The 21,216-nt window shown below is 73.7% G+C and carries 18 protein-coding genes; 7 read left to right on the forward strand and 11 right to left on the reverse strand.

Annotation, left to right across the window (positions count from 1 at the left end):
• The first annotated feature begins 8 nt into the window (after positions 1-8).
• Positions 9-1,295: a peptidase T gene (gene pepT, locus BDZ31_RS15590; RefSeq protein WP_183343264.1), complete on the forward strand. Its 1,287-nt coding sequence runs from the start codon at positions 9-11 to the stop codon at positions 1,293-1,295.
• Between the two features lie 36 nt (positions 1,296-1,331).
• On the opposite strand, the gene BDZ31_RS15595 is transcribed toward pepT, so the two are convergent.
• The gene (locus tag BDZ31_RS15595) at positions 1,332-3,395 is read right to left on the reverse strand and encodes a HAMP domain-containing methyl-accepting chemotaxis protein (protein ID WP_221243097.1); all 2,064 of its coding nucleotides are present in this window, start codon (positions 3,393-3,395) and stop codon (positions 1,332-1,334) included.
• A 170-nt stretch (positions 3,396-3,565) separates the two neighbouring features.
• Between BDZ31_RS15595 and BDZ31_RS15600 the strand changes: the two genes are divergently transcribed.
• The 3 genes from BDZ31_RS15600 (at position 3,566) to mgrA (ending at position 6,757) form a co-directional block, all read left to right on the forward strand.
• A complete protein-coding gene (locus BDZ31_RS15600) occupies positions 3,566-4,561 on the forward strand; it encodes a manganese catalase family protein (RefSeq protein ID WP_183343266.1) in 996 nt (331 codons plus the stop codon).
• Positions 4,562-4,624: 63 nt separating this feature from the next.
• Complete coding sequence (locus tag BDZ31_RS15605; protein ID WP_183343267.1) at positions 4,625-5,695, forward strand: AbrB family transcriptional regulator; 1,071 nt, start codon at positions 4,625-4,627, stop codon at positions 5,693-5,695.
• 18 nt (positions 5,696-5,713) lie between these two features.
• Positions 5,714-6,757, forward strand: a complete 1,044-nt coding sequence (mgrA, locus tag BDZ31_RS15610; RefSeq protein WP_183343268.1) for an L-glyceraldehyde 3-phosphate reductase — start codon at positions 5,714-5,716, stop codon at positions 6,755-6,757.
• Between the two features lie 271 nt (positions 6,758-7,028).
• Here the strand turns inward: mgrA and BDZ31_RS15615 are convergent, their stop codons facing one another.
• The gene (locus BDZ31_RS15615; RefSeq protein WP_183343269.1) at positions 7,029-7,748 is read right to left on the reverse strand and encodes an alpha/beta fold hydrolase; all 720 of its coding nucleotides are present in this window, start codon (positions 7,746-7,748) and stop codon (positions 7,029-7,031) included.
• A gap of 99 nt (positions 7,749-7,847) precedes the next feature.
• Between BDZ31_RS15615 and BDZ31_RS15620 the strand changes: the two genes are divergently transcribed.
• On the forward strand, positions 7,848-8,888 hold the full coding sequence (locus BDZ31_RS15620; RefSeq protein ID WP_183343270.1) for a helix-turn-helix transcriptional regulator: 1,041 nt from the start codon (positions 7,848-7,850) through the stop codon (positions 8,886-8,888).
• Positions 8,889-8,979: 91 nt separating this feature from the next.
• Here the strand turns inward: BDZ31_RS15620 and BDZ31_RS15625 are convergent, their stop codons facing one another.
• Both BDZ31_RS15625 and BDZ31_RS15630 read right to left on the reverse strand, forming a co-directional pair.
• Positions 8,980-9,579 (reverse strand): methyltransferase domain-containing protein, encoded by a 600-nt coding sequence (locus BDZ31_RS15625; RefSeq protein ID WP_183343271.1) that lies wholly within the window; start codon positions 9,577-9,579, stop codon positions 8,980-8,982.
• Between the two features lie 117 nt (positions 9,580-9,696).
• Positions 9,697-9,960 (reverse strand): hypothetical protein, encoded by a 264-nt coding sequence (locus tag BDZ31_RS15630; protein WP_183343272.1) that lies wholly within the window; start codon positions 9,958-9,960, stop codon positions 9,697-9,699.
• A gap of 218 nt (positions 9,961-10,178) precedes the next feature.
• Here BDZ31_RS15630 and BDZ31_RS15635 point away from each other — a divergent pair, with 218 nt between their 5' ends.
• Positions 10,179-10,763 (forward strand): hypothetical protein, encoded by a 585-nt coding sequence (locus BDZ31_RS15635; RefSeq protein WP_183343273.1) that lies wholly within the window; start codon positions 10,179-10,181, stop codon positions 10,761-10,763.
• 51 nt (positions 10,764-10,814) lie between these two features.
• Here BDZ31_RS15635 and BDZ31_RS15640 read toward each other — a convergent pair whose 3' ends face one another.
• Both BDZ31_RS15640 and BDZ31_RS15645 read right to left on the reverse strand, forming a co-directional pair.
• Complete coding sequence (locus tag BDZ31_RS15640) at positions 10,815-10,994, reverse strand: hypothetical protein (protein WP_183343274.1); 180 nt, start codon at positions 10,992-10,994, stop codon at positions 10,815-10,817.
• Positions 10,995-11,042: 48 nt separating this feature from the next.
• Positions 11,043-12,809, reverse strand: coding sequence for a methyl-accepting chemotaxis protein (locus BDZ31_RS15645; RefSeq protein WP_221243099.1), 1,767 nt, complete (start codon positions 12,807-12,809; stop codon positions 11,043-11,045).
• 166 nt (positions 12,810-12,975) lie between these two features.
• Between BDZ31_RS15645 and ppc the strand changes: the two genes are divergently transcribed.
• On the forward strand, positions 12,976-15,645 hold the full coding sequence (gene ppc, locus BDZ31_RS15650) for a phosphoenolpyruvate carboxylase (RefSeq protein WP_183343275.1): 2,670 nt from the start codon (positions 12,976-12,978) through the stop codon (positions 15,643-15,645).
• Positions 15,646-15,705: 60 nt separating this feature from the next.
• On the opposite strand, the gene BDZ31_RS15655 is transcribed toward ppc, so the two are convergent.
• From BDZ31_RS15655 to BDZ31_RS15675, 5 genes are all read right to left on the reverse strand, one after another.
• On the reverse strand, positions 15,706-16,092 hold the full coding sequence (locus BDZ31_RS15655; RefSeq protein ID WP_183343276.1) for a TSUP family transporter: 387 nt from the start codon (positions 16,090-16,092) through the stop codon (positions 15,706-15,708).
• Between the two features lie 49 nt (positions 16,093-16,141).
• Positions 16,142-16,534, reverse strand: a complete 393-nt coding sequence (locus tag BDZ31_RS15660; protein ID WP_183343277.1) for a TSUP family transporter — start codon at positions 16,532-16,534, stop codon at positions 16,142-16,144.
• Positions 16,504-17,949, reverse strand: coding sequence for a cellulase family glycosylhydrolase (locus BDZ31_RS15665; RefSeq protein WP_221243100.1), 1,446 nt, complete (start codon positions 17,947-17,949; stop codon positions 16,504-16,506). Before BDZ31_RS15665 ends, BDZ31_RS15660 begins: the two co-directional genes overlap by 31 nt.
• 121 nt (positions 17,950-18,070) lie before the next feature.
• The gene (locus BDZ31_RS15670; protein WP_343075601.1) at positions 18,071-19,510 is read right to left on the reverse strand and encodes a hypothetical protein; all 1,440 of its coding nucleotides are present in this window, start codon (positions 19,508-19,510) and stop codon (positions 18,071-18,073) included.
• A gap of 181 nt (positions 19,511-19,691) precedes the next feature.
• Complete coding sequence (locus tag BDZ31_RS15675) at positions 19,692-21,056, reverse strand: cellulase family glycosylhydrolase (RefSeq protein WP_221243101.1); 1,365 nt, start codon at positions 21,054-21,056, stop codon at positions 19,692-19,694.
• Positions 21,057-21,216 lie beyond the last annotated feature (160 nt).

Genomic DNA, 21,216 nt, shown 5'->3' on the forward strand with positions numbered 1-21,216 from the left:
GCCCCGACATGGCGTCCTACAGCTCCCCCCTCGCCGAGCGGCTCGCGCCCGGCCTGCTCGACCGCTTCCTCCGCTACGTCCGCGTCGACACCCAGTCCTCGCGCGACAGCGGCACCCACCCGAGCACGCCGGGCCAGCTGGAGCTGAGCCGGATGCTCGTCGAGGAGCTGCTGGCGCTCGGCCTCTCCGACGCCGCGCTCGACGACGGCGGCTACGTGATGGCGACGCTGCCGGGCAACGGAGTCGGCGGCGGCGACGATCCCGCGCGGGCGCCGGTCGTCGGGCTGATCGCCCACGTCGACACGAGCCCCGACGCGCCCGGCGCCGGCGTCGAGCCGCTCGTCCACCGCGGCTACGACGGCGGCGCGCTGGAGCTGCCGCGCGGCGGCACGGTGCTCGACCCGTCCACGATGCCCGAGCTGCGGGCGGCCGTCGGGCACGACATCGTCACCTCCAGCGGCGACACCCTGCTCGGCGCCGACGACAAGGCCGGCGTCGCCGAGATCATGACCGCGATCGCCCACCTCGCGGCCAACCCCGACCTGCCGCGCCCGACGCTGCGGGTCGCCTTCACCTGCGACGAGGAGATCGGCCAGGGCGGGATCCACTTCGACGTCGAGCGGTTCGGCGCCCGCTGCGCCTACACGCTCGACGGCTCCGAGCTCGGCGAGCTGCAGGACGAGACCTTCACCGCCGCCGAGGCGGTCCTGACGATCGAGGGGATCGAGGTCCACCCCGGCTTCGCGACCGGCAAGATGGTCAACGCGGCGCGGCTGGCCGCGCAGGTGCTCGCCGCCCTCCCCGCCGACACGCTCACGCCCGAGACGACCAGCGGCCGCGACGGCTTCATCCACCCGCACGAGATCGAGGCGACGCCGGCCCGCGCGGAGGTGAGCTTCATCGTCCGCGACTTCGAGGACGCGCTGCTCGAGCGGCACGTCGCGCTGCTGCGGAGCACGGCCGCGGAGGTGCTGGGACGGGAGCCGCGCGCGACGTGGACGCTCGACGTCAGAGCCCAGTACCCGAACATGCGCGACCACCTCGGCGACGTGCCCGAGGTCGTCGCGCACGCCGAGGCGGCGCTGCGGGCCGAGGGGATCGAGCCGGTCCGCACGCCGATCCGCGGCGGCACCGACGGGTCGCTGCTGAGCGCGCGCGGCCTGCCGACGCCCAACCTCTTCACCGGCGGCCACGAATACCACTCGGTGCGCGAGTGGGCGTCGCTGCAGGAGATGGCCGCCGCGGCGGCGACCGTCGTGCGGCTGGCCGAGCAGTGGGCGCGGCAGCCGGGCTGAGCCCCGGCGCCGCCCGAGCGGCGCCGGAGCCGCGGCTCAGCGTTCGAGCGTGAACTGCCCGACCAGCCGCTCCAGCTCCTCGGCCGTTCTCGCCAGCTCCTGCGCGGAGGCGGCGACCTCCTGGCTGGATGCGGAGGTCTGCTCCGTCGAGGCGGAGACCTGCTCGGTCGACGCCGACGACTGCTCGGCGACCGAGACGACCTCGGCCATGTTGTCGCCCATCCGGCCGGCGCGCTCGGAGATCTCGCCGACCGCCGCGGCGATCTCGCCGACGCGGGCGTTCATGTCCTCGACGCTCGCGCCGATCCGCAGGAACGACTCGCGCGCCGCCTCGACCGTCTGCACGCCCTCCTCGATCTGGCCGCCGCCGGCGTCGACCGCCGCGACCGCCGCGCCGGTGTCGCGCTGGATCTCCTCGACGAGGCCGGAGATCGAGCTGGCCGCCTGCTGGGACTCCTCGGCGAGCTTGCGGACCTCCTCGGCGACGACGGCGAAGCCGCGGCCCTGCTCCCCGGCGCGCGCCGCCTCGATCGCGGCGTTGAGCGCGAGCAGGTTGGTCTGCTCGGCGATGCCGGTGATCGTCGAGACGATGCCGCCGATCTGGTCGGACTTCGCGCCGAGCCCGCGCATCGCCTCGGTGACCGAGGCCGAGACCTCGACGAGCGCCTGCATGCCGGCGGTCGCGCGGCCGATCGTCTCGGCGCCCTCGTCGGCGACCGCGCGCGCCTGCTCGGCGGCGCGCGCCGTCTGCTCGGCGTTGTCGCTCGACGTGCGCGCGGCGGCGAGCACCGCCTCGCCGGTCTCGCGCGCCTCGCCGACGGTGCGGACCTGGCGCTCGGCGCCGGCCGCGACCTCGCCGACCGCGGAGGCGATCTCGCCGATCGCGCGCCCGGTCTCCTCCGAGGTCGTCGCCATCTGCTGCGATGCGGCGGCGACCGCCTGGGTCTCCTGCGAGATCTGATGGAGCATCGCGGCGACTCTGCGGCGCATCTCGTCGTAGCCGTCGACCGACCGTCGCAGCTGCTCGAGCATCGCGTTGAAGATCTCGGCGAGGCGGCCGATCGCGCGGCCGTCGTCGGCCGCGAGCGGCTCGGTGCTCGTCGGCGCCGCGACGGTCAGGTCGCCGCGCGCCACGGCGGCGAGCGCCGCCTCCAGCGCGGCGAGGTCGTGGGCGCTGAGCGTCTCCATCCGCTCGACCAGCTGCTCCAGGCACGACTGGTCGCCGAGCGCCGCGCGCAGCCGGGCGCTCATCTCGGCGAAGGCGTGGCCGAGCGCGTCCGTGTCGGACTTCGGCTCGACGGCGACGGCGAGGTCGCCGGCGGCGATCGCGCTCGCCGCGACGGCCGTCTCCTCCAGGTAGGCGACCATCTCGCGGAAGGCCTCCCCCGCCTCCCCGAGCTCGTCGCGCGATCTGATCTCGACCCGCTGCGCCACGTCGCCCTTCGCGATCCCGCGCGCCGCGGCGACGAGCTGGCGCACGCCGCCGACGATCGCCCGCGCGGCGACGAGCGCGATGCCGATCGCGATCAGCGCGGCGCCGAGCAGCAGCGCGAAGATCGTCGTGCGGCCGGACTCGACGGTCGAGGCGGCCTCGTCGACCTGCCCCTGCGAGCCTCTCTGCAGTCTCTCGTTGAGCGTCACGAGCTGGGCGGAGACGTCCGCGAACGCCTCGCCGCCGGCGCCTCTCTTGATCAGGTTCAGCGCGCCCGTGTAGTCGTTTCTGTCGGCGAGCGCGGAGTAGCGGTCGGTCGCTCTGACGTAGGCGTTCCACGCCTCCTCGAAGCGGCCGATCGCGGCCTCGTCGGCGCGGTCGGCCGTTCTGCGCATCGTCGCGACGCCTCTGGCGATCGCCTCGACGCTCGACGTCAGCGAGCCGGCCAGTCTCGCCCGCTCCGCGGGCGTGGCGATGATGTAGTTGAGCTGGTCGGAGCGGTAGACGAAGACGTAGGCGTTGATCGAGCCGACGGCCTGCATGCTCGGGACCACGTCGGAGCCGAAGCGCTTGACGTTGTCGTTGACCGCGCCCATGCGCGAGATCGCGACGACTCCGACGACGACCATCAGGCCGATGACGACCAGGAAGCCGCTCAGCAGCTTCATCCTCACGGTGAACCTCACAGCACATCCTTCTCCGGGTGGGGCGACAACCCGATAGATCGGCCGCGCTCCGACCGCCTGAAGCCCGATCGCCGGCGAGCCCGGATCGGCCGGTTGAGCCACGCGCGAGCGGGTAGCGACAGCGCTCCGTCTCACATCCGAAGGAGACCGCCATGATCCTCCGCTACGAGCGGATCGGCACGCTGCTGCCGCCACCGAGCGATCCCGACCCCGACGGCGCCGCCGCCGTCCAGGAGCTGATGGGCGGCAGATACGGCGAGATGTCGACGTTCATGAACTACACGTTCCAGTCGTTCAACTACCGCAACAAGCAGGGCACGCGGCCGTTCTACGACCTGATCGCGAACATCTCCGCCGAGGAGTTCGGCCACATCGAGCTCGTCGCGATGACGATCAACACGATGCTGACCGGCGCCTCGCCGACGACCGACGCCCATCTCGGCAACGGCAGCGGCCCCGGCGACCCGCTGAGACAGAACAAGGGCGCGCGCAACTCCCAGCACTACCTCTTCGGCGGCCAGGGCGCGCTGCCGGCCGACTCGATGGGCAGACCGTGGACCGGCGACAACGTCTTCTCCTCCGGCGACCTGATCGAGGACCTGACGCACAACTTCTTCCTCGAGACCGGAGCGCGCAGCGGCAAGCTGCGCGTCTACGAGATGGTCGACCACCCGGCGGCGCGGGCGCTGACCGGCTACCTGCTCGTGCGCGGCGGCGTCCACCAGGTCGCCTATGCCCGCGCGCTCGAGCGGCTGACCGGCGCCGACCTCTCGAAGCTGTTCCCGACGCCGCGGATCCCGACCGAGAAGATCCCCGAGTGCAGACCGCACCTCGATCGCAGATCGCACGTGACGCTCTACCGCTTCTCGCCGAGCGACTACACCGAGATCGCGGCGGTCTTCAACGGACCCCACCCGGAGACCGGCGAGGAGCTGGTCGTCGCCGACGGGCCGCCCGAGGGCGAGCTGCCGCGCGACCTCCCCTCCCAGCCGGCCGTCTTCGCGCCCGACTACGCGCCCGAGGAGATCATGGAGATCGCCCAGAGACTGCGCAGACTGGCCGGGCTGCCCGCCAGACCGACCGCCGAGATGGCCTCCTCCGACGACCGCGGCGCCGTCGCCAGAGCGGTCGACAAGATCACGCCGTAGCCCCGCCGCGCCGGGCCCGCCCCCGCGCGGCGGGGCCGGCCCCGGCCGCGCTAGGTTCGAGCGATGCCGCGCACCGCCGCATGGCTCGCGCTCGGCGCGGTCACCGTCCTGGCGGCGGTCGCGCTCGACCGCGCCGGACTGCCCTCCGCGACGCTGTTCGCCGCGCTGGTCGTCGGCCTGCTCGTCGCGCTGCGCCGCCCCGGCCGGCTGGCGGTCGGCGCGGCTCCGTTCGCCGTCGCGCAGGCGGTGACCGGCGTCACGCTCGGCTGCTACCTGCAGTCGGAGTCGCTGTCGGCGCTCGCGGACGTCTGGCTGCCGGTCGCGCTCGTGAGCGCCGCGACGCTGCTGCTGAGCCTGCTCGCCGGCCACGTGATGGCGCGCGTCACCGAGGTCGACGAGCCGACCGCCGCGCTCGGGATGGTCGCCGGCGGCGCCTCCGGGATCGTCACGATGGCGCGCGACCTCGGCGCCGACGACCGCATCGTCGCGTTCATGCAGTACGCGCGCGTGCTGCTGATCGTGCTCGCGACGCCGCTGCTGGTCGCGATCTTCTTCCCCGGCGCCCACGGCGAGGCGCCGGCCGTCGTCGGGAACGGCCCCTTCCTCGGCTCCGCCGGCGACTGGGCGGCGACGGCCGCCGTCGCCGCCGTCGGCGCGCTCGCCGGCCGTCTCGCGCGGATGCCGGCCGGCGTGCTGCTCGGCCCGCTGCTGGTCGCCGCCGGGCTGACGCTCGCGCTCCCCGACGGCAGCCTCGCGGTGCCGCCGCTGCTGCGCGAGGCCGGCTTCGCGGTGATCGGCCTGCAGGTCGGCCTCGGCTTCACGGTCGCGACCGTCCGCCAGCTCGGGCGGCTGCTGCTGCCGGTCGTGCTGTCGGTCGTCGCGCTCGTCGCGGCCTGCTTCGCGCTCGCCGTCGTCCTGCACGCGACCAGCCACGCCTCGCTGCTCGACGCCTACCTCGCGACGACCCCCGGCGGCCTCTACGCGGTGCTCGCCGCCGCCGTCGGCACCGGCGCCGACACGACCTTCGTCGTCGCGGTCCAGAGCCTGCGGCTGCTCGTGATGGTCCTGCTCGCCCCGTACGCGGTGCGGCTGCTGCTGCACGCGCGTGCGCGTCGAAGCGTCAGGCTGCCGTAGCCGTGGAAGGATGAGCGCATGCCCACGCCTCCGCCCTACTCGGCCGCGGCCGACCGCTACGAGACGTCGATGCCGTACCGCCGCTGCGGGCGCAGCGGCCTGCTGCTGCCGGCGATCTCGCTCGGCCTGTGGCACAACTTCGGCGACGACCGGCCGATCGACACCCAGCGCGCGATCGTGCGGCGCGCCTTCGACCTCGGCGTCACCCACTTCGACCTCGCCAACAACTACGGCCCGCCATACGGCAGCGCGGAGGCCAACTTCGGCCGCCTGATGGCCGAGGACCTGCGCCCCTACCGCGACGAGCTGATCGTCTCGACGAAGGCCGGCTGGGACATGTGGCCCGGCCCCTACGGCGAGTTCGGCTCGCGCAAGTACCTGCTGGCGTCGCTGGACCAGTCGCTGAGACGGATGGGGCTCGACTACGTCGACATCTTCTACTCCCACCGCTTCGACCCCGACACGCCGCTGGAGGAGACGATGGGCGCCCTGCACAGCGCGGTGCAGCAGGGCAAGGCGCTCTACGTCGGGATCTCCTCCTACGGCTCGTCGCGGACGTTGGAGGCGATCCGGATCCTGCGCGAGCTCGGCACCCCGCTGCTGATCCACCAGCCGTCGTACTCGCTGCTCAACCGCTGGATCGAGAGAGGGCTGCTCGACGTGCTCGGCGAGCAGGGCGTCGGCGCGATCGTCTTCACCCCGCTGGCGCAGGGGATGCTGACCGACCGCTACCTCAACGGCATCCCGGCCGACTCGCGCGCGGCGAGGAGAACGTCGCTCGACCCGGCGTGGCTGACCGAGCGGACGCTGAGGCACATCCGCGCGCTGAACGAGATCGCGAAGCGGCGCGGCCAGTCGCTGGCGCAGATGGCGCTGGCGTGGACGCTGCGCGATCCGCGCGTCACCTCGACGCTCGTCGGCGCCAGCAGCGTCGCGCAGCTCGAGGACAACCTTGGCGCGCTGGAGCGGCTGGAGTTCTCCGCCGAGGAGCTGCAGGAGATCGAGGACCGCACGACCGAGGCCGGCGTCAACCTGTGGGCCGAGTCGGCCGAGGTCGACTGAGGGGGCGCTCCGGGGCGCGCGCGGGGACGCGCCGACCGTGCTCGCGCCGATGCCGCTAGAGTGGTTCCTCCGGCGGATCGCCCACTCGGCCGGGGCCTCCTTGGAGGCCCGTCCGGGTCGCGCCGACGGTCCTCGTGGCCGGCGGTCCAGCGCCCGGAGGTCGGGAGTGTCCAGTTGCCCAGGCAATCGACACAAGTCCTGGGACGTTTGTAGTGAGTGGTGATCTCTGACCGGGGGCAACCGGCCGGGCGCTGAGCCCGGCCGGCCCCTTTTAACGGGCGCGGGCGAGGGCGTCGAGCAGCGCCGCGGTCTCACGCGGGCGCGAGATCATCGGCCAGTGGCCGGCGTCGAGCGTCGCGTGCTCCCAGCCGGGCGTGTCGTCGCCGATCGGCGACGGGAAGGCCCGTCTGAGGCAGGTGACGTAGGTCCGCTCGACGCCGCCGGCGGCCTCGACGCCGTCGAGCGGCTCGCGGAAGGTCGCGAGCGGATGGCCGGGCGTCTCGGCGCGGATCCACTCGCGATCCGCGGCGGTCAGCTCGTGGCCGGCGTAGTAGGCGTCGAGCTGCTCGTCGGCGAACCACGGCACGCGGTCGGGGTCGCCGCCGGCGGCGACCGCGGCGAGGATCGCCTGCTCGAACTCGGGGCCGGCGGCGTCGAAGGCCGAGCGGCCGTCGACCGGGAGCGTCGCGTCGAGGTAGACCAGCCGCGCGATCCGCTCCGGCGCCGCGGCGGCGGCGCCGCTGATCGCCAGGCCGGAGAAGGAGTGGCCGACGAGCACGACGTCGCGCAGGTCGTCGCGCTCGAGCAGGTCGACGAGGTCGGCGACGTGAGTCGAGAGGTCGGCGCGCGCCGCCGCGGCCGGCTCGTCGCGGCCGAGGCCGGTCAGCGTGACGGGGCGGACGTCGTGGCCGGCCTCCTGCAGCAGCGGGGTGGCGCGGGACCAGGCCCAGGCGCCGAGGCAGGCGCCGGGGACGAGCACGATCGTGGCCATGGCGGAAGCTCCTTCGTCGGTGGTCGATGCGGGCATGGAGCGGAGGCTACGACCGAATCAGGGCGCTTTCCGCCCTCATTTCGTGATTTCCTTGTCGGCATGTCGCGACCGACCACACGGGTGCTGGAGCTGCTCGAGCTGCTGCAGGACCGCGGCCGCGTGAGCGGGCCGGAGCTGGCCGCGCGGCTCGGCGTCGACCTGCGCACCGTCCGCCGCTACGTCGCCAAGCTCGAGGAGCTCGGCCTCCCAGTCGACGCCGACCGCGGCCGCAACGGCGGCTACCGGCTCGCGCCGGGCTGGAAGCTGCCGCCGCTGATGCTGAGCGACGACGAGGCGACGGCCGTCGTGCTCGGCCTGCTCGCCGCCCGCCGCGATGGGCTCGCAACCGCCGCTCCCGCCGTCGACGGCGCGCTGGAGAAGGTCCGCCGCGTGCTGCCGGCCGAGCTGCGCGAGCGGGTGCGGGCGTTGGAGGCGGCGCTCGGCTTCAGCCAGCGGCGCGGCGAACCGACGCCGCCCGCGATCCGCGACGAGCGCGCCGCTGCCCCGCCGCCCGCACGCACGCCCGCGCCCGCGCCGCCGGCTGGCGTGCCCGCGCCGCCCGCGACCGAGACCGTGCTCGCGCTCGCCGACGCGATCGCGCGCGAGCGGCGGGTCGAGATCGCCTACGCCGATCGTGCCGGCAGCCGCTCGACGCGGCAGCTCGATCCGTACGGGATCGTCTTCCACCACGGCCGCTGGTACCTCTCCGCCCACGACCACGGGCGCGACGCGCTGCGGACGCTGCGGCTCGACCGGATCGCGAGCGTCCGACTGCTGCGCAGAGCGGCCCCGCCGCCGGCCGGCTTCGACCCGGTCGCCGCCGTCGCGCGGGCGCTCGCGCGCGTGCCGTGGAGATGGGAGGTCGAGGTCGTGCTCGACGCGTCGCTGGCCGAGCTGCGCGCGCAGCTGCCGCCGCACGCCGCCGAGCTGGAGCCGCGCGAGGACGGCGTCCTGCTGCGCGCCCGCGCCGAGCGGCTCGACGGGATGGCGCGCCTGCTCGCCGGCCTCGGCGCCCCGCTGCGCGTGATCGGCCCGCCCGAGCTGCGCGACGAGCTCGCGCGCCTCGCCGACCGGCTCGCCGCCGCGGCCGCGGCCGGCTGAGCCGCGCGGGCGCTCCACGACGACCGGCCGCCCGCCGTCGCCGTCGCCGCCGCCGCCGCGGCCGCGGCCGGCTGAGCCGCGGCGCGCCCGCTCAGCCCTCCGGCGGCCGATCGGCGGCGAGCACCGCGAGGTCGCCGCGCCGCCAGGTGACGCGGGCGTCGGCGAGGCCGGCGGCGCGCAGCCAGCCGAGCTGCTCGGCGACCGTGCTCGGCAGGTCGTAGCCGGGCTCGAGCGGGATGCGGGCGTCGGCGGGATCGTCGGGCACGACGACGTCGGCGAGCGCGAACCGTCCGCCGGGCCGCAGCGCGCAGGCGACCCGGGCGAACAGGCCGGCCTTCCCGGGCCCGTCGAGGTGGTGGACGGCGAGCGCGCTGACGACGAGGTCGAAGCGGCCTGCCGGCAGCGGCTCCTCCAGCCTGCCCGGGAGCAGCGACGCCGGCCGCCCCAGCAGCGCCGAGCGGGCCGCCATCAGCATCGCCTCGCTGGCGTCGATGCCGACGAGGTGGGCCTCGGGGTGTGCGTCGAGCAGCCGCCGCGCCGTCTGTCCGGTGCCGGTTCCCAGCTCGAGCACCGACGCGACCTCGATCCCCTCGGTCGCGGCGACCAGCTCGGCCTGCAGCAGCGGATAGTCGGGGATCTCCGCCCGCATCAGCTCGTCGTACCCCTCCGGGTCCCACGTGTGCTCGCCCATCGCCCAGCTCCTACCCGCCGCCGGCCGTTTCGAGCGCGCGGGCAACCGGCTCGCACGTCGGCGCAGCCGCTCAGCCGCACGAGCCGACCACCGGCCGGCTCGCGCCGCGCCGCCCGCTCAGGCGAACGGCCGGTGGTGCGCCATCCGGTTGGTCACGAGCGCGATCAGCAGCAGCACGATGCCGACGGCCACGACGACGGCGCCGAGCGTGGCGACCATCGCGCCGACGCCGACCAGCCAGTCGCTCACGAGCGCGCCGAGCAGCGCGATCAGCCCGCCGACCCCGGCGATCGCCAGGCCGACGAGCACGATCCCGCCGCCCGAGTCACGGAAGCTGCGGGTGCTGCGCTCCAGCTGCGGATCTTCGGGCTCTTGCGCCATGTCGGCCCTCTTCCCGCGCCCCGCCGCGGCAAACCGGCCGCGGCAGCGCGCGAACCGGCGCCCGCGGTGACTCGAAGGAAATCCAAAACCACTTTTCTGTGTGTTAGGTTGGGCCTCCTGCAGGAACCGCCGGCTCGGGGAGCCGACGGTTCACGGCGCGCCGGCACGAGCCATGAGCCCACGCGGCCCGAGAGGCCGATCCAAACAGAGGAGGTTCCATGCTGCGCCTCGCGCGACTTGCATTGCTGAGCACCGCGCTGCTCGCGCTGTCGGTGCTGTTCGCGTCGTCGGCACACGCGAGCAGAGGGTTGAGCGTCAGCCCGACCACGCTCACCGCCAGCGGCAGACTGACGATGAACGGCACCATAACGTGCACCGTCACGACCAACATAACGGCGAACAGATCGATAGCGAAGACCGCCGCCGCGACGATCGGGAGCGTCACGTCGGGAACGATCACCGGCTGCTCCGGTCTCGGGATCACCGGCGGGACCTTCGGCGTTCCGAGTCCATTCGCGTACAACTCGTTCACCGGGACGCTACCGAACATAACGGGGCTCGGCGCGACCGCGTCGATCGTGAGCTTCACGCTCAGAGGGACGCTCCCGGGTGCGACCACATGCACCTACGCCGGCCCGGTCAACTGGCGGTTGATCTTCCTGCTGCTGCGGTGGGGGGAGATCACGTGGGAGATCGCCCAGGAGCTGCTGAGAATGGCCGGCAGCGACATACTGTGCCCCGCGAGACTCAGCATCGCGGGCACCCAGACGGTCGCGTCGCCTCCCACGGTCGCCCTAATATAGGACGGTGAATTCACCCGCCGCCGGCGCGCCTGCGCCGGCGGCGGTCGCCGCTCACTGCGACGGCACGTCCGAGTGCTGGTCGGTGTCGCCGAGCGGGGTGTCGCTGTCGCCGGGCGCGCCGGGCAGCGTGTCCTTGTCGTCCTCGCCTCTGGCGCCGGGCTCGCCGCCCGGGATGCCGCTCGCCGGCTTGCCGGCTCCGGCTCTGTCGTCTCTGTCGTCGTCGCGGGTCATGCCGATGGAGATACCCGCGACGCCGGGACGCACACGGTGGGCCGGACCTCAGCGTGCGAGCGTGAACTGGCCGACGAGCGCGTCGAGCTGCTCGGCGGTCTGCGCGAGCGCCTGCGCGGAAGAGGCGATCTGCTGTGTGGAAGCGGAGGTCTGCTCGGTCGAGGCGGAGACCTGCTCGCTGGAGGCCGACGACTCCTCCGCGACCGACGCGACCTGCGTCATGCTCTCGCGCATCCGCAGCGCCGAGGCGGCGATCTGCTCGATCGCCGTCGCGATCTGGCCGACGCGGCCGTGCATGTCCTCGACCTCGCCGCCGATCCGCTCGAACGACGCGCGCGCCTGCTCGAAGGTCGCCGCGCCGGCCTCGGTCTCGCGCGAGCCGAGCTCTACCACCTCGACGGCCCGGCCGGTCTCGCGCTGGATCTCCTCGATCAGCCCGCCGATCGACGAGGCCGCCCGCTGCGACTCCTCCGCCAGCTTGCGGACCTCCTCGGCGACGACGGCGAAGCCGCGGCCCTGCTCGCCGGCGCGCGCCGCCTCGATCGCCGCGTTCAACGCCAGCAGGTTGGTCTGCTCCGCGATCCCGGTGATCGTCGCGACGATCCCGCCGATCTGGCCGGACTTCTCGCCGAGCGCGCGGATCGTGCTGGTCGCCTCGTCGGTCGAGGCGCGCACGGCGAGCATCGCGTCGGTCGCGCGTCTGACGGCGGCGGCGCCCTCGTCGGCGACCGCGCGCGCCTGCTCGGCGGCGGTCGCGGTCTCCTGCGCGTGGCCGGTGCTGACCTCCGAGGCGGCGGCGACCTCCTCGGTCATCTGGCGCGCCTCGGCGACCGAGCGGACCTGGCGCTCGGCGCCCTGCGCGACGTCGCCGATCGTCTGCGCGATCTCGCCGACGGCGCGGCCGGCCTCCTCCGAGGTCATCGCCATCTGCTGCGAGGCGGCGGAGACGCTGGAGGACTGCTGCGCGATCTCGCCGAGCATCGCCGTCAGTCTGCCGCGCATCTGGCCGTAGGCGGCGACCGACGCCTGCGCGCGCTCCAACATCCCGTCGAAGATCGTCGCCAGCCGGCCGCGCTCGCCGTCGCTCGGCGGCAGCGGCTCGGCGACGGTCGATATGTCGACCGTCAGGTCGCCGGCGGCCATCGCGGTCATCCCGCGCTCCAGGTCGCTGAGGCAGTCGGCCTCGAGGCTCGCCAGCCGCTCGGTCAGCTGCTCCAGGCAGGAGCGGTCGCCGAGCGCGGCGCGCAGCTCCTCGCGCATCGCGTTGTACTCGGCGATCGAGGTGACGGTCTTGTCGAGGATCTCGTTGACGCCGACCTGGATCTCGCCGATCTCGTCGCTGGAGACCCTCGCGATCGGCCTCGTCGTCGACACCACCTCGACGGTGTTGTCGCCGCGCGCGATCGCGGCGAGGCCGGCGTTGAGGTCGGTGACGCAGTCGTCGCGCAGGTGGTGGAGCCGCGCCAGCACGCGCCGCACCCGCATCCGCAGCGCGAGCGTGATCCACACGCCGAGGCCGACGGCGAGCAGCACGCCGTAGGTGAGCGCGACCCACAGCAGCGTGCGCGAGGTCGACAGCGTCGACTCGAAGTCCTCCTGCAGCTCGGCGACGCGCGCCGCGCTGGCGGCGTCGAGGTCGGCGGCCGAAGCGGCCATGACGCGGTCGTGGCTGCCCTCCAGCGAGCTGAGGTTGGCGAACGAGACGACGCCCATCACGACGACGAGCGCGACCATCAGGCCGAACGCGAGCGTCAGCTTGCGCCCGACGGTCCAGCGGATTCCAAGGAAGCCCTTCACCTCGACCGTCCTCCTCATCTGCGACACACCGGTTGCGACAGCCGCGCGCCGCCGTCGGCGATCGACTGAGTCGTTCCATATCTCGGCAGACGCGGGCGTACCTTGAGCGCTGCGGCGCGCCATGCGACCACGTTCACGCACGGAACAACTGTTCCAACCGCAAGCACGCCACAATGGATACGAGATGTCCGTCCCCGCCTCCGCCTCCACCCCGGCCGCCGCGAGCCCCCGCGCCGCCGACCCCAGCGCGCTCGACCGCGACACCGCGCTGCTGGAGTCGCTGCTCGGAGACGTGCTCGAGGAGCAGAACGGCCGCGCCTTCCGCGAACGCCTCTTCTGGCTGCGCGACAGCGCCGCCGCGCTGCGCGACGGCGACGTCGAGCAGGGCGAGCAGCTGCTGAGCTTCCTGCGCGGCCAGCCTGCCGCCCGCCTTGGACCGTACGTGCGCGCCTGCTCGATGCAGCTCCAGCTGGCGAACATCGCCGAGGAGCTGGAGCGGCTGCGCCGCCGCCGCGCCTACGACTCCGACGCCAGCGTGCCGCAGCGCGAGTCGCTCGCGGCGACCGCCGGCAAGCTCAGCCAGGTGCCGCGCTCCCGCGTCGCCGAGGCGCTCGAGCGGCTCGACGTGCGGCTGGTGATGACCGCCCACCCGACCGAGGCGACCCGCCGCTCGATCTTCGACCACCAGCAGAGCATCTGGCAGATCATGGAGAAGCTCGACGACCCGCGCACCGGCTCCAGCAGGCGCCGCGCGCTGGAGGACGAGCTGCGGGAGGTGCTGACGACCTGGTGGCAGACCGACGAGGTGCGCCGCGCGCGGCCGCTGGTCGAGGACGAGGTCCGCCGCACGCTGTTCTTCTTCGAGTGGGTCCTGTTCGACGCGATCCCGCCGCTGGCGGCCGAGCTGTCGCGCTGCTTCGACGTGCCGTGGCCGCCGCTGCGGCCGGCCGTCCGCTTCGGCTCGTGGGCCGGCGGCGACATGGACGGCAACCCCGAGGTCGGCCCGCAGGCGGTCGCCCGCACGCTCCACCTCCACCGCACGACCGCGCTGCGGCTGCTGCACAGACGGATCGACGCGCTCTCGCGCGAGTTCTCGCAGGCCGACGACCACGTCTTCCTCTCCCCCGCGCTGCGGGCCTCGATCGAGCGCGACGAGGCCGAGCTGCCGAACGTCGGCAGCCGCCGCCGCAACCCGCACGAGCCGTTCCGCCGCAAGCTCGGCCTGATCGGGGCGCGGATCCAGCGCGCGCGACGACGCGAGCAGGGCGGCTACACCGACCCCGACCAGCTCGCCGCCGACCTCGAGCTGGTGCGCGACTCGCTCTCCTCCCAGCGCGTCGCCGCCGGCAAGATCGCCCGCCTGCTCGTGCAGGTGCGGACCTTCGGATTCCACCTCGCCGCGCTCGACGTGCGCGAGAGCGTCCGCCCGCTGCAGGCCGCCACCGGCCGCCTGATCGACGGCTACGAGCAGGCCGACGAGGCTGGCCGCCAGGCGCTGCTGGCCGCCGCGATCCCGGCGCTGGAGGGCTTCAGAGCGCCGCGCGCCGACAGATCGGACCCGGTGCTGGCGTCGTTCGCCGCGATCGCGCAGGGCATGCGCGAGCACGGGCCGCGGGCGCTCGGCAGCCTCATCATCTCGATGGCCCGCCAGCCCTCCGACGTGCTCTGCGCGCTCTACCTGCTGCGCCGCGCCGGCGTCGGCCGCGACGGCCTCGCCGCGCTGCCGATCGTGCCGCTGTTCGAGACGGTCGACGACCTGCGCGGCGGCGAGGCGACGATGGAGGCGCTCTACGCCGATCCCGTCTACGCCAGCCATCTCGACGGCTGCGACCGCCGCCAGGAGATCATGCTCGGCTACTCCGACTCGGCGAAGGACGGCGGCTTCATCTCCTCGCAGTGGGAGCTGTACGCCGCGCAGGAGCGGCTGATCGCCGGCGCCGACGCCCACGACGTGCGGCTGCGCTTCTTCCACGGCCGCGGCGGCTCGACCTCGCGCGGCGGCGGCCCGAGCCACCGGGCGATCCTGGCGCAGCCGCCGGGCTCGATCCGCGGCCGCATCCGCATCACCGAGCAGGGCGAGGTGATCTCCCAGCGCTACGCCCATCCGGAGCTGGCGCAGCGGGCGCTGGAGCAGACGCTCTCGGGCGTCGTGCTGGCGACGCTCGCGCCGCCGGACCCGCCGCCGGCGCGCTGGCGCGAGGCGGCCCAGCGGCTTGCCGACACCTCCCGCTCCGTCTACCAGGCGCTGATCTACGAGGACCCGCGCTTCGACGCGCTGCTGCACCAGGTCTCGCCGCTCGACGAGCTGACCGAGCTGAACATCGGCTCGCGTCCGGCGGCCCGCAGCGCCTCGCGCAGGCTGCAGGAGCTGCGCGCGATCCCGTGGGTCTTCGCGTGGATGCAGAACCGGCTGCTGCTGCCGGCGTGGTACGGCGCCGGCACCGCGCTGGCCGAGGGCGACCTCGCGCTCCAGCGCGAGATGCGCGAGAACTGGCCCTTCTTCCGGATGGTCATCTCGATGCTGGAGATGTCCCTGTTCAAGAGCGACCTCGGCGTCGCCGAGCGCTACTTCGAGCTCGTGACCGACGCCGACGCGAGGCAGCTGTGGACGCCGATCCGCGACGAGCACGAGCGGCTCGTCGCACGCGTGCTGGAGATCACCGGCAACCCGCACCTGCTCGGCGGCCAGCCGGCGCTGCGCAAGCGGCTCGCCCACCGCAACCCGTGGATCGACCCGCTCTCGCACGTGCAGGTCGACCTCCTGCGCCGCGCCCGTGCCGACGACGAGGACGCCCGCACGCCGCTGCTGCACACGGTCGCCGGCATCGCCGCCGGCATGCGCAACACCGGCTGAGGGGCGAGACCTCTGTCATCCAGCTGTCGCTGAGCAGCAGCTGGATGACACAGGTCTCCTCTAGGCGGGCGATTCCAGGCGCGCGCGGCGGTCTCTGAGGCCGCGCTGGACGAGCTGGCGGGCGAGGTTGAGCATCAGCAGCGCGAAGCCGATCTTCAGCGCCCGCTCCGGCAGCACGTTGGCGAGCGCGACGCCGCCGACCGCACCCGCGACCGACAGTCCGCCCATCACGGCGGCGTCCTCGAGCCTGAGGTTGCCGTAGCGGCGCTGGCGCCAGGAGCCGACGAGCGCGACCGGCACGATCGCCAGCAGCGAGGTCGCCTCCGCCTCGACGTGCCCGAGGCCGGCGAAGATCGTCAGCGCCGGAACGAACAGGATCCCGCCGCCGATCCCGAGCAGGCCGGCGGCGATCCCGGCGAGGATCCCGATCAGCGCGGCCGCGATCACCGGCCGGCCGCTCCCGCCCGCTCGGCGGCGACGGTGCGACCGGCGTCGGTCACGACACCACCAGCTGGATCGCGCCGGCGACCATCAGCACGGCGAAGGCGAAGGCGATCACGTCGCTCGGAAGCCGCTGCTGCAGCCACGTGCCGGCGATCACGCCGCCGATCGCCGGGATCCCGACCAGCAGGCCGGCGACGACGTCGACGTTGCCGTAGAGGCCCTGCGTCGCGACGGCGAAGCCGGCGACGAGCACGATCGCTCCGAGCGAGGTCGCCGCCGCGGCGCGCGCCTCGTAGCCGAGCCACAGCAGCAGCAGCGGCACCATCACGGTGCCGCCGCCGACGCCGAAGAGGCCGCTGAAGAGGCCGCCGGCGGTGCCGATCGCGGCCAGCCGCAGCAGCCGGTCGCGTCCGCTCAGCGCCCCTTCCGCCACGGTCTCGTCCACGCCTTCGTCGCCGAGCCCTGGTGGACGGCGCCGTCCGGCGCCTTCCACGTCACGCGCCACTCGCGGCCGGCCTTCGTCGCGACCCGCTTGGTCCAGTAGCCCGTCTTGCCGAACCGCTGCGTGCCCGCTCTCTTCCAGCCGCCGCGGTCGCGGTACTCGATCGCGACGGTGCCGGCGCGCTTGGCCGGGCGCACGAGGCCCCACAGCGTCGCGCGCGTCGAGCTGCCTCTCTGCGGCACGACGACGAGCGGCAGGCGGAAGCCGTGGTAGGCCGGCTTCGGCTGGTCGCTGCCGTGCGGGTAGAGGCCCGACTCGAAGGCGCTGAAGTCGCCGCGCGGAGGGTCGTCGCGCAGCAGGTACTGCGAGAACGACTTGACGCGCGGGTTGAGGTACGCGATCCGCTCGGAGATCGAGCGGTAGTCGGACTGGACGGCGAACGGCACGCCGTAGAAGGTGTCGGGCTCGCTCTGGACGCCGAACTCGGTCACGTGGATCGGCAGCCGCCGGGCGATCGCGCCGGCCCGCGCGGCCTTGTCGAGCGCGGCCGTGAGGCGCGGGAGGACGCCGATCGTGACGTTGTCCCTGTCGATCAGCGGGGTGTAGAAGGGACCAAGGATCGTCGAGTAGGGATGGATCGCGACGCCCTGCGCCGGCAGCTTGGCGCACCGTCTGCCGCGGACGCGGACCGGCTTGTAGGCGTCGTCGAGGCAGAGCATCGAGCGCAGGAAGCGCACCGGCGCGATCGTGCCGACGGTGCGGTTCCTGTTGCTCTGCGGCGCCAGCTCGCCGACGAGGATCGGCTTGCGCACGCGAGCGCTGCGCAGCCCCGTGTACGCCTTCATGTACAGCTCGCGGTAGACCTGCGGGCTCGCCAGTCTACGGCCCTGGTAGAGCGGCTTCAGCAGCTTGCCGAGGTTCGGCTCGTTCCAGATCGACCACAGCTCGACCTGCTTGCCGTAGCGGCGCCCAACGGCCGTCGCGAACTTGCCGAAGGCGGTCGCGTCGGGCTTGGTCAGGCCGTCGCGCTTGGACGGCGTCGCCCACTTCGGCGCCCTGCCCGTGATCGTCAGGTGGACCTTCAGCCCGCGCGCCCGCGCGCCGTCGATCGCCGCGTCGTAGCGGGCCCAGCCGCCGGCGGGGTAGGCGGCCGGGTCGGTCGCGTTGAAGCGCGGCGCTCTGCCTGCGTTCGGCGACGGCGCGACCCGCTCCCACGCGACGAGCAGCCGCACGCCGTCGGCGCCGAGCGCCGCGATCTCGTCGAGCGCCGCGGAGGGGTCGCGCTCGAGCAGCTCGTCGGGCGCCTCGACCAGCGTGATCTGCCCGCTGCCGGCCGACGCCGTCGCGGCGGGCAGGAGCAGGGCGAGCAGGGCGGCGAGGACCAGCGGGATGCGTCGGCGCACGAAGGCGACCTCCATCGTCGGGTGCGGGGCGCCTGGACCGGCGCGGTGGACGGCTGCGGGCGCCGACGCGCCCGCAGGCCGAAATTACCGCACATCGTCCGGCGGACCGCTTCCTGGCCGGTGCGCGCTCCGCCGCTCAGCGCGACGGGTAGGCGTCCCCCATCCCGCGGTTCCACTGGCGGGGCCACGCCCGCGTGATCGACCCCGACCAGGTCGACCCGTCGTGGGCCTCCCAGCTGACGCGCCACAGGCGCGTCGGTCTGGTCGCGACCGTGCGGCTCCAGTAGCCGTCGGCGGCGTGCCGTACGCGGCCGAGCGTGCGCCACGGGCGCCCGCGGTCGCGGTAGGAGACCGTCACCGTCCCGGCTCGTCTCGCGGCCCGCACCAGGCCCCACAGCTGCGCCCGTCTGCCGTTTCTGGCTGGCGTCACCACGAGCGGCAGCCGGAAGCCGTGCCACGACGGCTTCGGCTCTCCGTTCCACGGCCGCAGCCCCGACTCGAAGACCCACGGCATGCCGCTGGGGTAGTCGTCGTAGAGCAGGTACTGGGAGAACGACTTGACGCGCGGGTTGCGGAAGGCGATCCGCTCCGCCATCGAGCGGTAGTCGGACTGGACGCCGAAGGGGACGCCGACCGTTCTGTCGGGGAAGCTCTGGACGCCGTACTCGGTCAGGTGGATCGGGAGCCGCCGCGGCAGCATGCCGGCCTTCGCCGCCTTGTCGAGCGCCGAGGTCAGCCGCCCGAGCGTCGCTATCGTGACGCTGTCGCGGTCGGCCGGACGCAGGAACGGCCCGGGCCGGGTCGAGTAGGGATGGATCGAGATGCCGGCGGGCGCCAGTCGCTGGCACCGTCTCCCGCGCACGCGGATCGGCCGGTAGCGCGCGTCGAGGCAGAGCACGGCGCGCAGGAAGCGCAGCGGCGCGATCGTCCCCTGCACCCGTCTGTTGCCGAGCGGCGCCAGCTCGCCGAGCAGGATCGGGGCGCGCACGCCCGCGGTCCGCAGCGCCGAGGAGGTCTTGACGAAGATGTCGCGGTAGACGGCGGCGCTGGCGTCCTTCGCGATCGGCATCAGCCACTTGCCGAGGTTGGGCTCGTTCCAGACCGACCACATCGTCACCGATCTGCGGTAGCGGCGGCCGGCGGCGGTCGCGAACCGGCTGAACGCGGTCGCGTCGGGGCGCGTCAGCCCGTCGCCGGCGCGGGTCGCCCACAGCGGCGCGTGGCCGGTGATCGTCACGTGGACCTTCAGCCCGCGGGCGCGGGCGCCGTCGATCGCCGCGTCGTAGCGGGCCCACGCGCCGTCGGGGTAGGCGCCGGGATCGGTCGCGTTGAACGACGGCGCCCGCCGCGACTCCGGCCTCGGCGCCACCCGTCTCCAGATCATCAGGATGCGGATGCCGTCGGCGCCGAGCGCTGCGATCTCGTCCAGCGCGCCCGACGGGTCGCGGTCGAGCAGCTCGTTCGGCGCCTCGACGTAGGTCGGCTGCGAGCGGTCGGCGAGCGCCGTCGCGGCGGGCGCGAGCAGCGCTGTGAGCGCGAGCAGGAGCGAGAACGGCAGCAGGAAGCGTCGGCGCACGGGGCGACCTCCGATCGGGGAACGTGAACCACCGCCAGGGGGCCTTGCGGTGGGTGATCGAAGAGCGTCAACGCGCCGACGCGGGCGAAGTAGCGCAAAAGCGGCGGCGGAGCCGAACGCTCCGCCGCCGCGCGTGGCGGCGGGCCGGAGGAACCGCCCCCGGCCGCTCCGCCGCGTCAGCTCACGGGCGCGTGTGCGCGACCGTCTTGGGGCCGGTGTGCTTCTTGCCGTCCGGCGCGGTCCAGATCACGCGGAAGGCGCGGCCCGGCTTCGTATTGACCTTGCGGGTCCAGTAGCCGGTGCGGCCGAACCGCTGCGTCGCGAGCTTGCGCCACTTCTTGCCGCGGTCGGCGAACTCGATCCGCACCGAGCCGGCGCGCTTGGCGGCGCGAGCCGGGCGCACCAGGCCCCACAGCGTCGCGCGCGTCTTCTTCTTGGAGGGCACGACGACCAGCGGCATGCGGAAGCCCTCGAACGCCGGCTTCTGCTTGCGGCCCTTGTGCAGGAAGAGGCCCGACTCGAAGGCGCCGTACTCCCAGCCGGTGCCGTAGTCGTCCCTCAGCAGGTACTGCGAGAAGGCCTTCACGCGCGGGTTGAGGTACGCGATCCGCTCCGACATCGAGCGGAAGTCCGACTGCTTGGCGAGCGAGACGCCGAGCCGCCGGTCGGGCAGGCTCTGGACGCCGAACTCGGTGACGTAGACCGGCAGGCGCCCGCCGGTGATCGCGCCGGCCTTCGCGGCCTTGTCGACGGCGGTCGTGAGGCGGTCGAGCACGCCGATCGTGACGTTGTCGGCCGGCGGCTTGAGGAACGGGCCGGCTCTGTTGGCGTACGGATGGATCGCGACGCCCTGCGCCGGCACCTTCGCGCAGCGCTTGCCCTTCACCTTGACCGGCTTGTACTTGGCGTTCAGGCACAGCATCGAGCGCAGGAAGACGAGCGGCTTGATCGTGCCCTGGTCCTTCAGCGAGTTGCCGTTGGGGGCCAGCTCGCCGAGCACGATCGGCGCGCGCACGCCGGCGCTTCTGAGGCCGGAGTAGGCCTTCAGGTAGAGGTTGCGGTAGACCTTCGCGCTCTGGTTGCGGGCGATCGGCTTCAGCAGCTTGCCGAGGTTCGGCTCGTTCCAGATCGACCAGACGGCGACCTGTCTGCCGTAGCGGCGGCCGACGGCCGTCGCGAACTTGCCGAACTCGTTCGGGTTGGGCTTCGTCAGGCCGTCGCGCTTGGGCGTCGCCCAGTCGGGCGCCGGCCCGGTGATCGTGAGGTGGACTCTGATCCCGCGCGCGCGAGCGCTCGTGATCGCGGTGTCGTAGACGCTCCAAGCGCCGTCCGGGTAGGCGTTCGGGTCGGTGGAGTTGAACGACGGCTTCCGGTTCGACTCGTGTTCGGGCGCGACCTCACGCCAGGCGACCATCAGCCGGATCGCCTCCGCGCCGAGGCTCTCTATCTCGTCGAGGGCGGGTCCGGGGTTTCCGTTCAGCAGCTCCGACGGCGCCTCGACGGTGGTGTACTGGGAGCGGCTGGCGTTCGCCGTCGCTGACAACATCAGCGTGGCGAGACCCGTCAAGACGACGAGCAAGATCCGTTGGCGCACGTGGGCGGCCTCCTTCTGGGTCCGACTGCTGCGAGATCGATGCGAGATCGACCGCAGCCTTTCCGAGCCCGCCGGGGGGAAACGTGGCGGGCTCCTCTCGGTGCTAACGCAC

This window comes from Conexibacter arvalis (assembly GCF_014199525.1).
GTDB lineage: Bacteria > Actinomycetota > Thermoleophilia > Solirubrobacterales > Solirubrobacteraceae > Conexibacter > Conexibacter arvalis.

What these genes read in the sequence shown, in the direction of transcription:
- pepT (WP_183343264.1), top strand. Translation starts at nt 9, where the DNA reads ATGGCGTCCTACAGCTCCCCCCTCGCCGAGCGGCTCGCGCCCGGCCTG.
- BDZ31_RS15595 (WP_221243097.1), bottom strand. Translation starts at nt 3,395, where the DNA reads ATGAAGCTGCTGAGCGGCTTCCTGGTCGTCATCGGCCTGATGGTCGTC.
- BDZ31_RS15600 (WP_183343266.1), top strand. Translation starts at nt 3,566, where the DNA reads ATGATCCTCCGCTACGAGCGGATCGGCACGCTGCTGCCGCCACCGAGC.
- BDZ31_RS15605 (WP_183343267.1), top strand. Translation starts at nt 4,625, where the DNA reads ATGCCGCGCACCGCCGCATGGCTCGCGCTCGGCGCGGTCACCGTCCTG.
- mgrA (WP_183343268.1), top strand. Translation starts at nt 5,714, where the DNA reads ATGCCCACGCCTCCGCCCTACTCGGCCGCGGCCGACCGCTACGAGACG.
- BDZ31_RS15615 (WP_183343269.1), bottom strand. Translation starts at nt 7,748, where the DNA reads ATGGCCACGATCGTGCTCGTCCCCGGCGCCTGCCTCGGCGCCTGGGCC.
- BDZ31_RS15620 (WP_183343270.1), top strand. Translation starts at nt 7,848, where the DNA reads ATGTCGCGACCGACCACACGGGTGCTGGAGCTGCTCGAGCTGCTGCAG.
- BDZ31_RS15625 (WP_183343271.1), bottom strand. Translation starts at nt 9,579, where the DNA reads ATGGGCGAGCACACGTGGGACCCGGAGGGGTACGACGAGCTGATGCGG.
- BDZ31_RS15630 (WP_183343272.1), bottom strand. Translation starts at nt 9,960, where the DNA reads ATGGCGCAAGAGCCCGAAGATCCGCAGCTGGAGCGCAGCACCCGCAGC.
- BDZ31_RS15635 (WP_183343273.1), top strand. Translation starts at nt 10,179, where the DNA reads ATGCTGCGCCTCGCGCGACTTGCATTGCTGAGCACCGCGCTGCTCGCG.
- BDZ31_RS15640 (WP_183343274.1), bottom strand. Translation starts at nt 10,994, where the DNA reads ATGACCCGCGACGACGACAGAGACGACAGAGCCGGAGCCGGCAAGCCG.
- BDZ31_RS15645 (WP_221243099.1), bottom strand. Translation starts at nt 12,809, where the DNA reads ATGAGGAGGACGGTCGAGGTGAAGGGCTTCCTTGGAATCCGCTGGACC.
- ppc (WP_183343275.1), top strand. Translation starts at nt 12,976, where the DNA reads ATGTCCGTCCCCGCCTCCGCCTCCACCCCGGCCGCCGCGAGCCCCCGC.
- BDZ31_RS15665 (WP_221243100.1), bottom strand. Translation starts at nt 17,949, where the DNA reads ATGGAGGTCGCCTTCGTGCGCCGACGCATCCCGCTGGTCCTCGCCGCC.
- BDZ31_RS15675 (WP_221243101.1), bottom strand. Translation starts at nt 21,056, where the DNA reads ATGTTGTCAGCGACGGCGAACGCCAGCCGCTCCCAGTACACCACCGTC.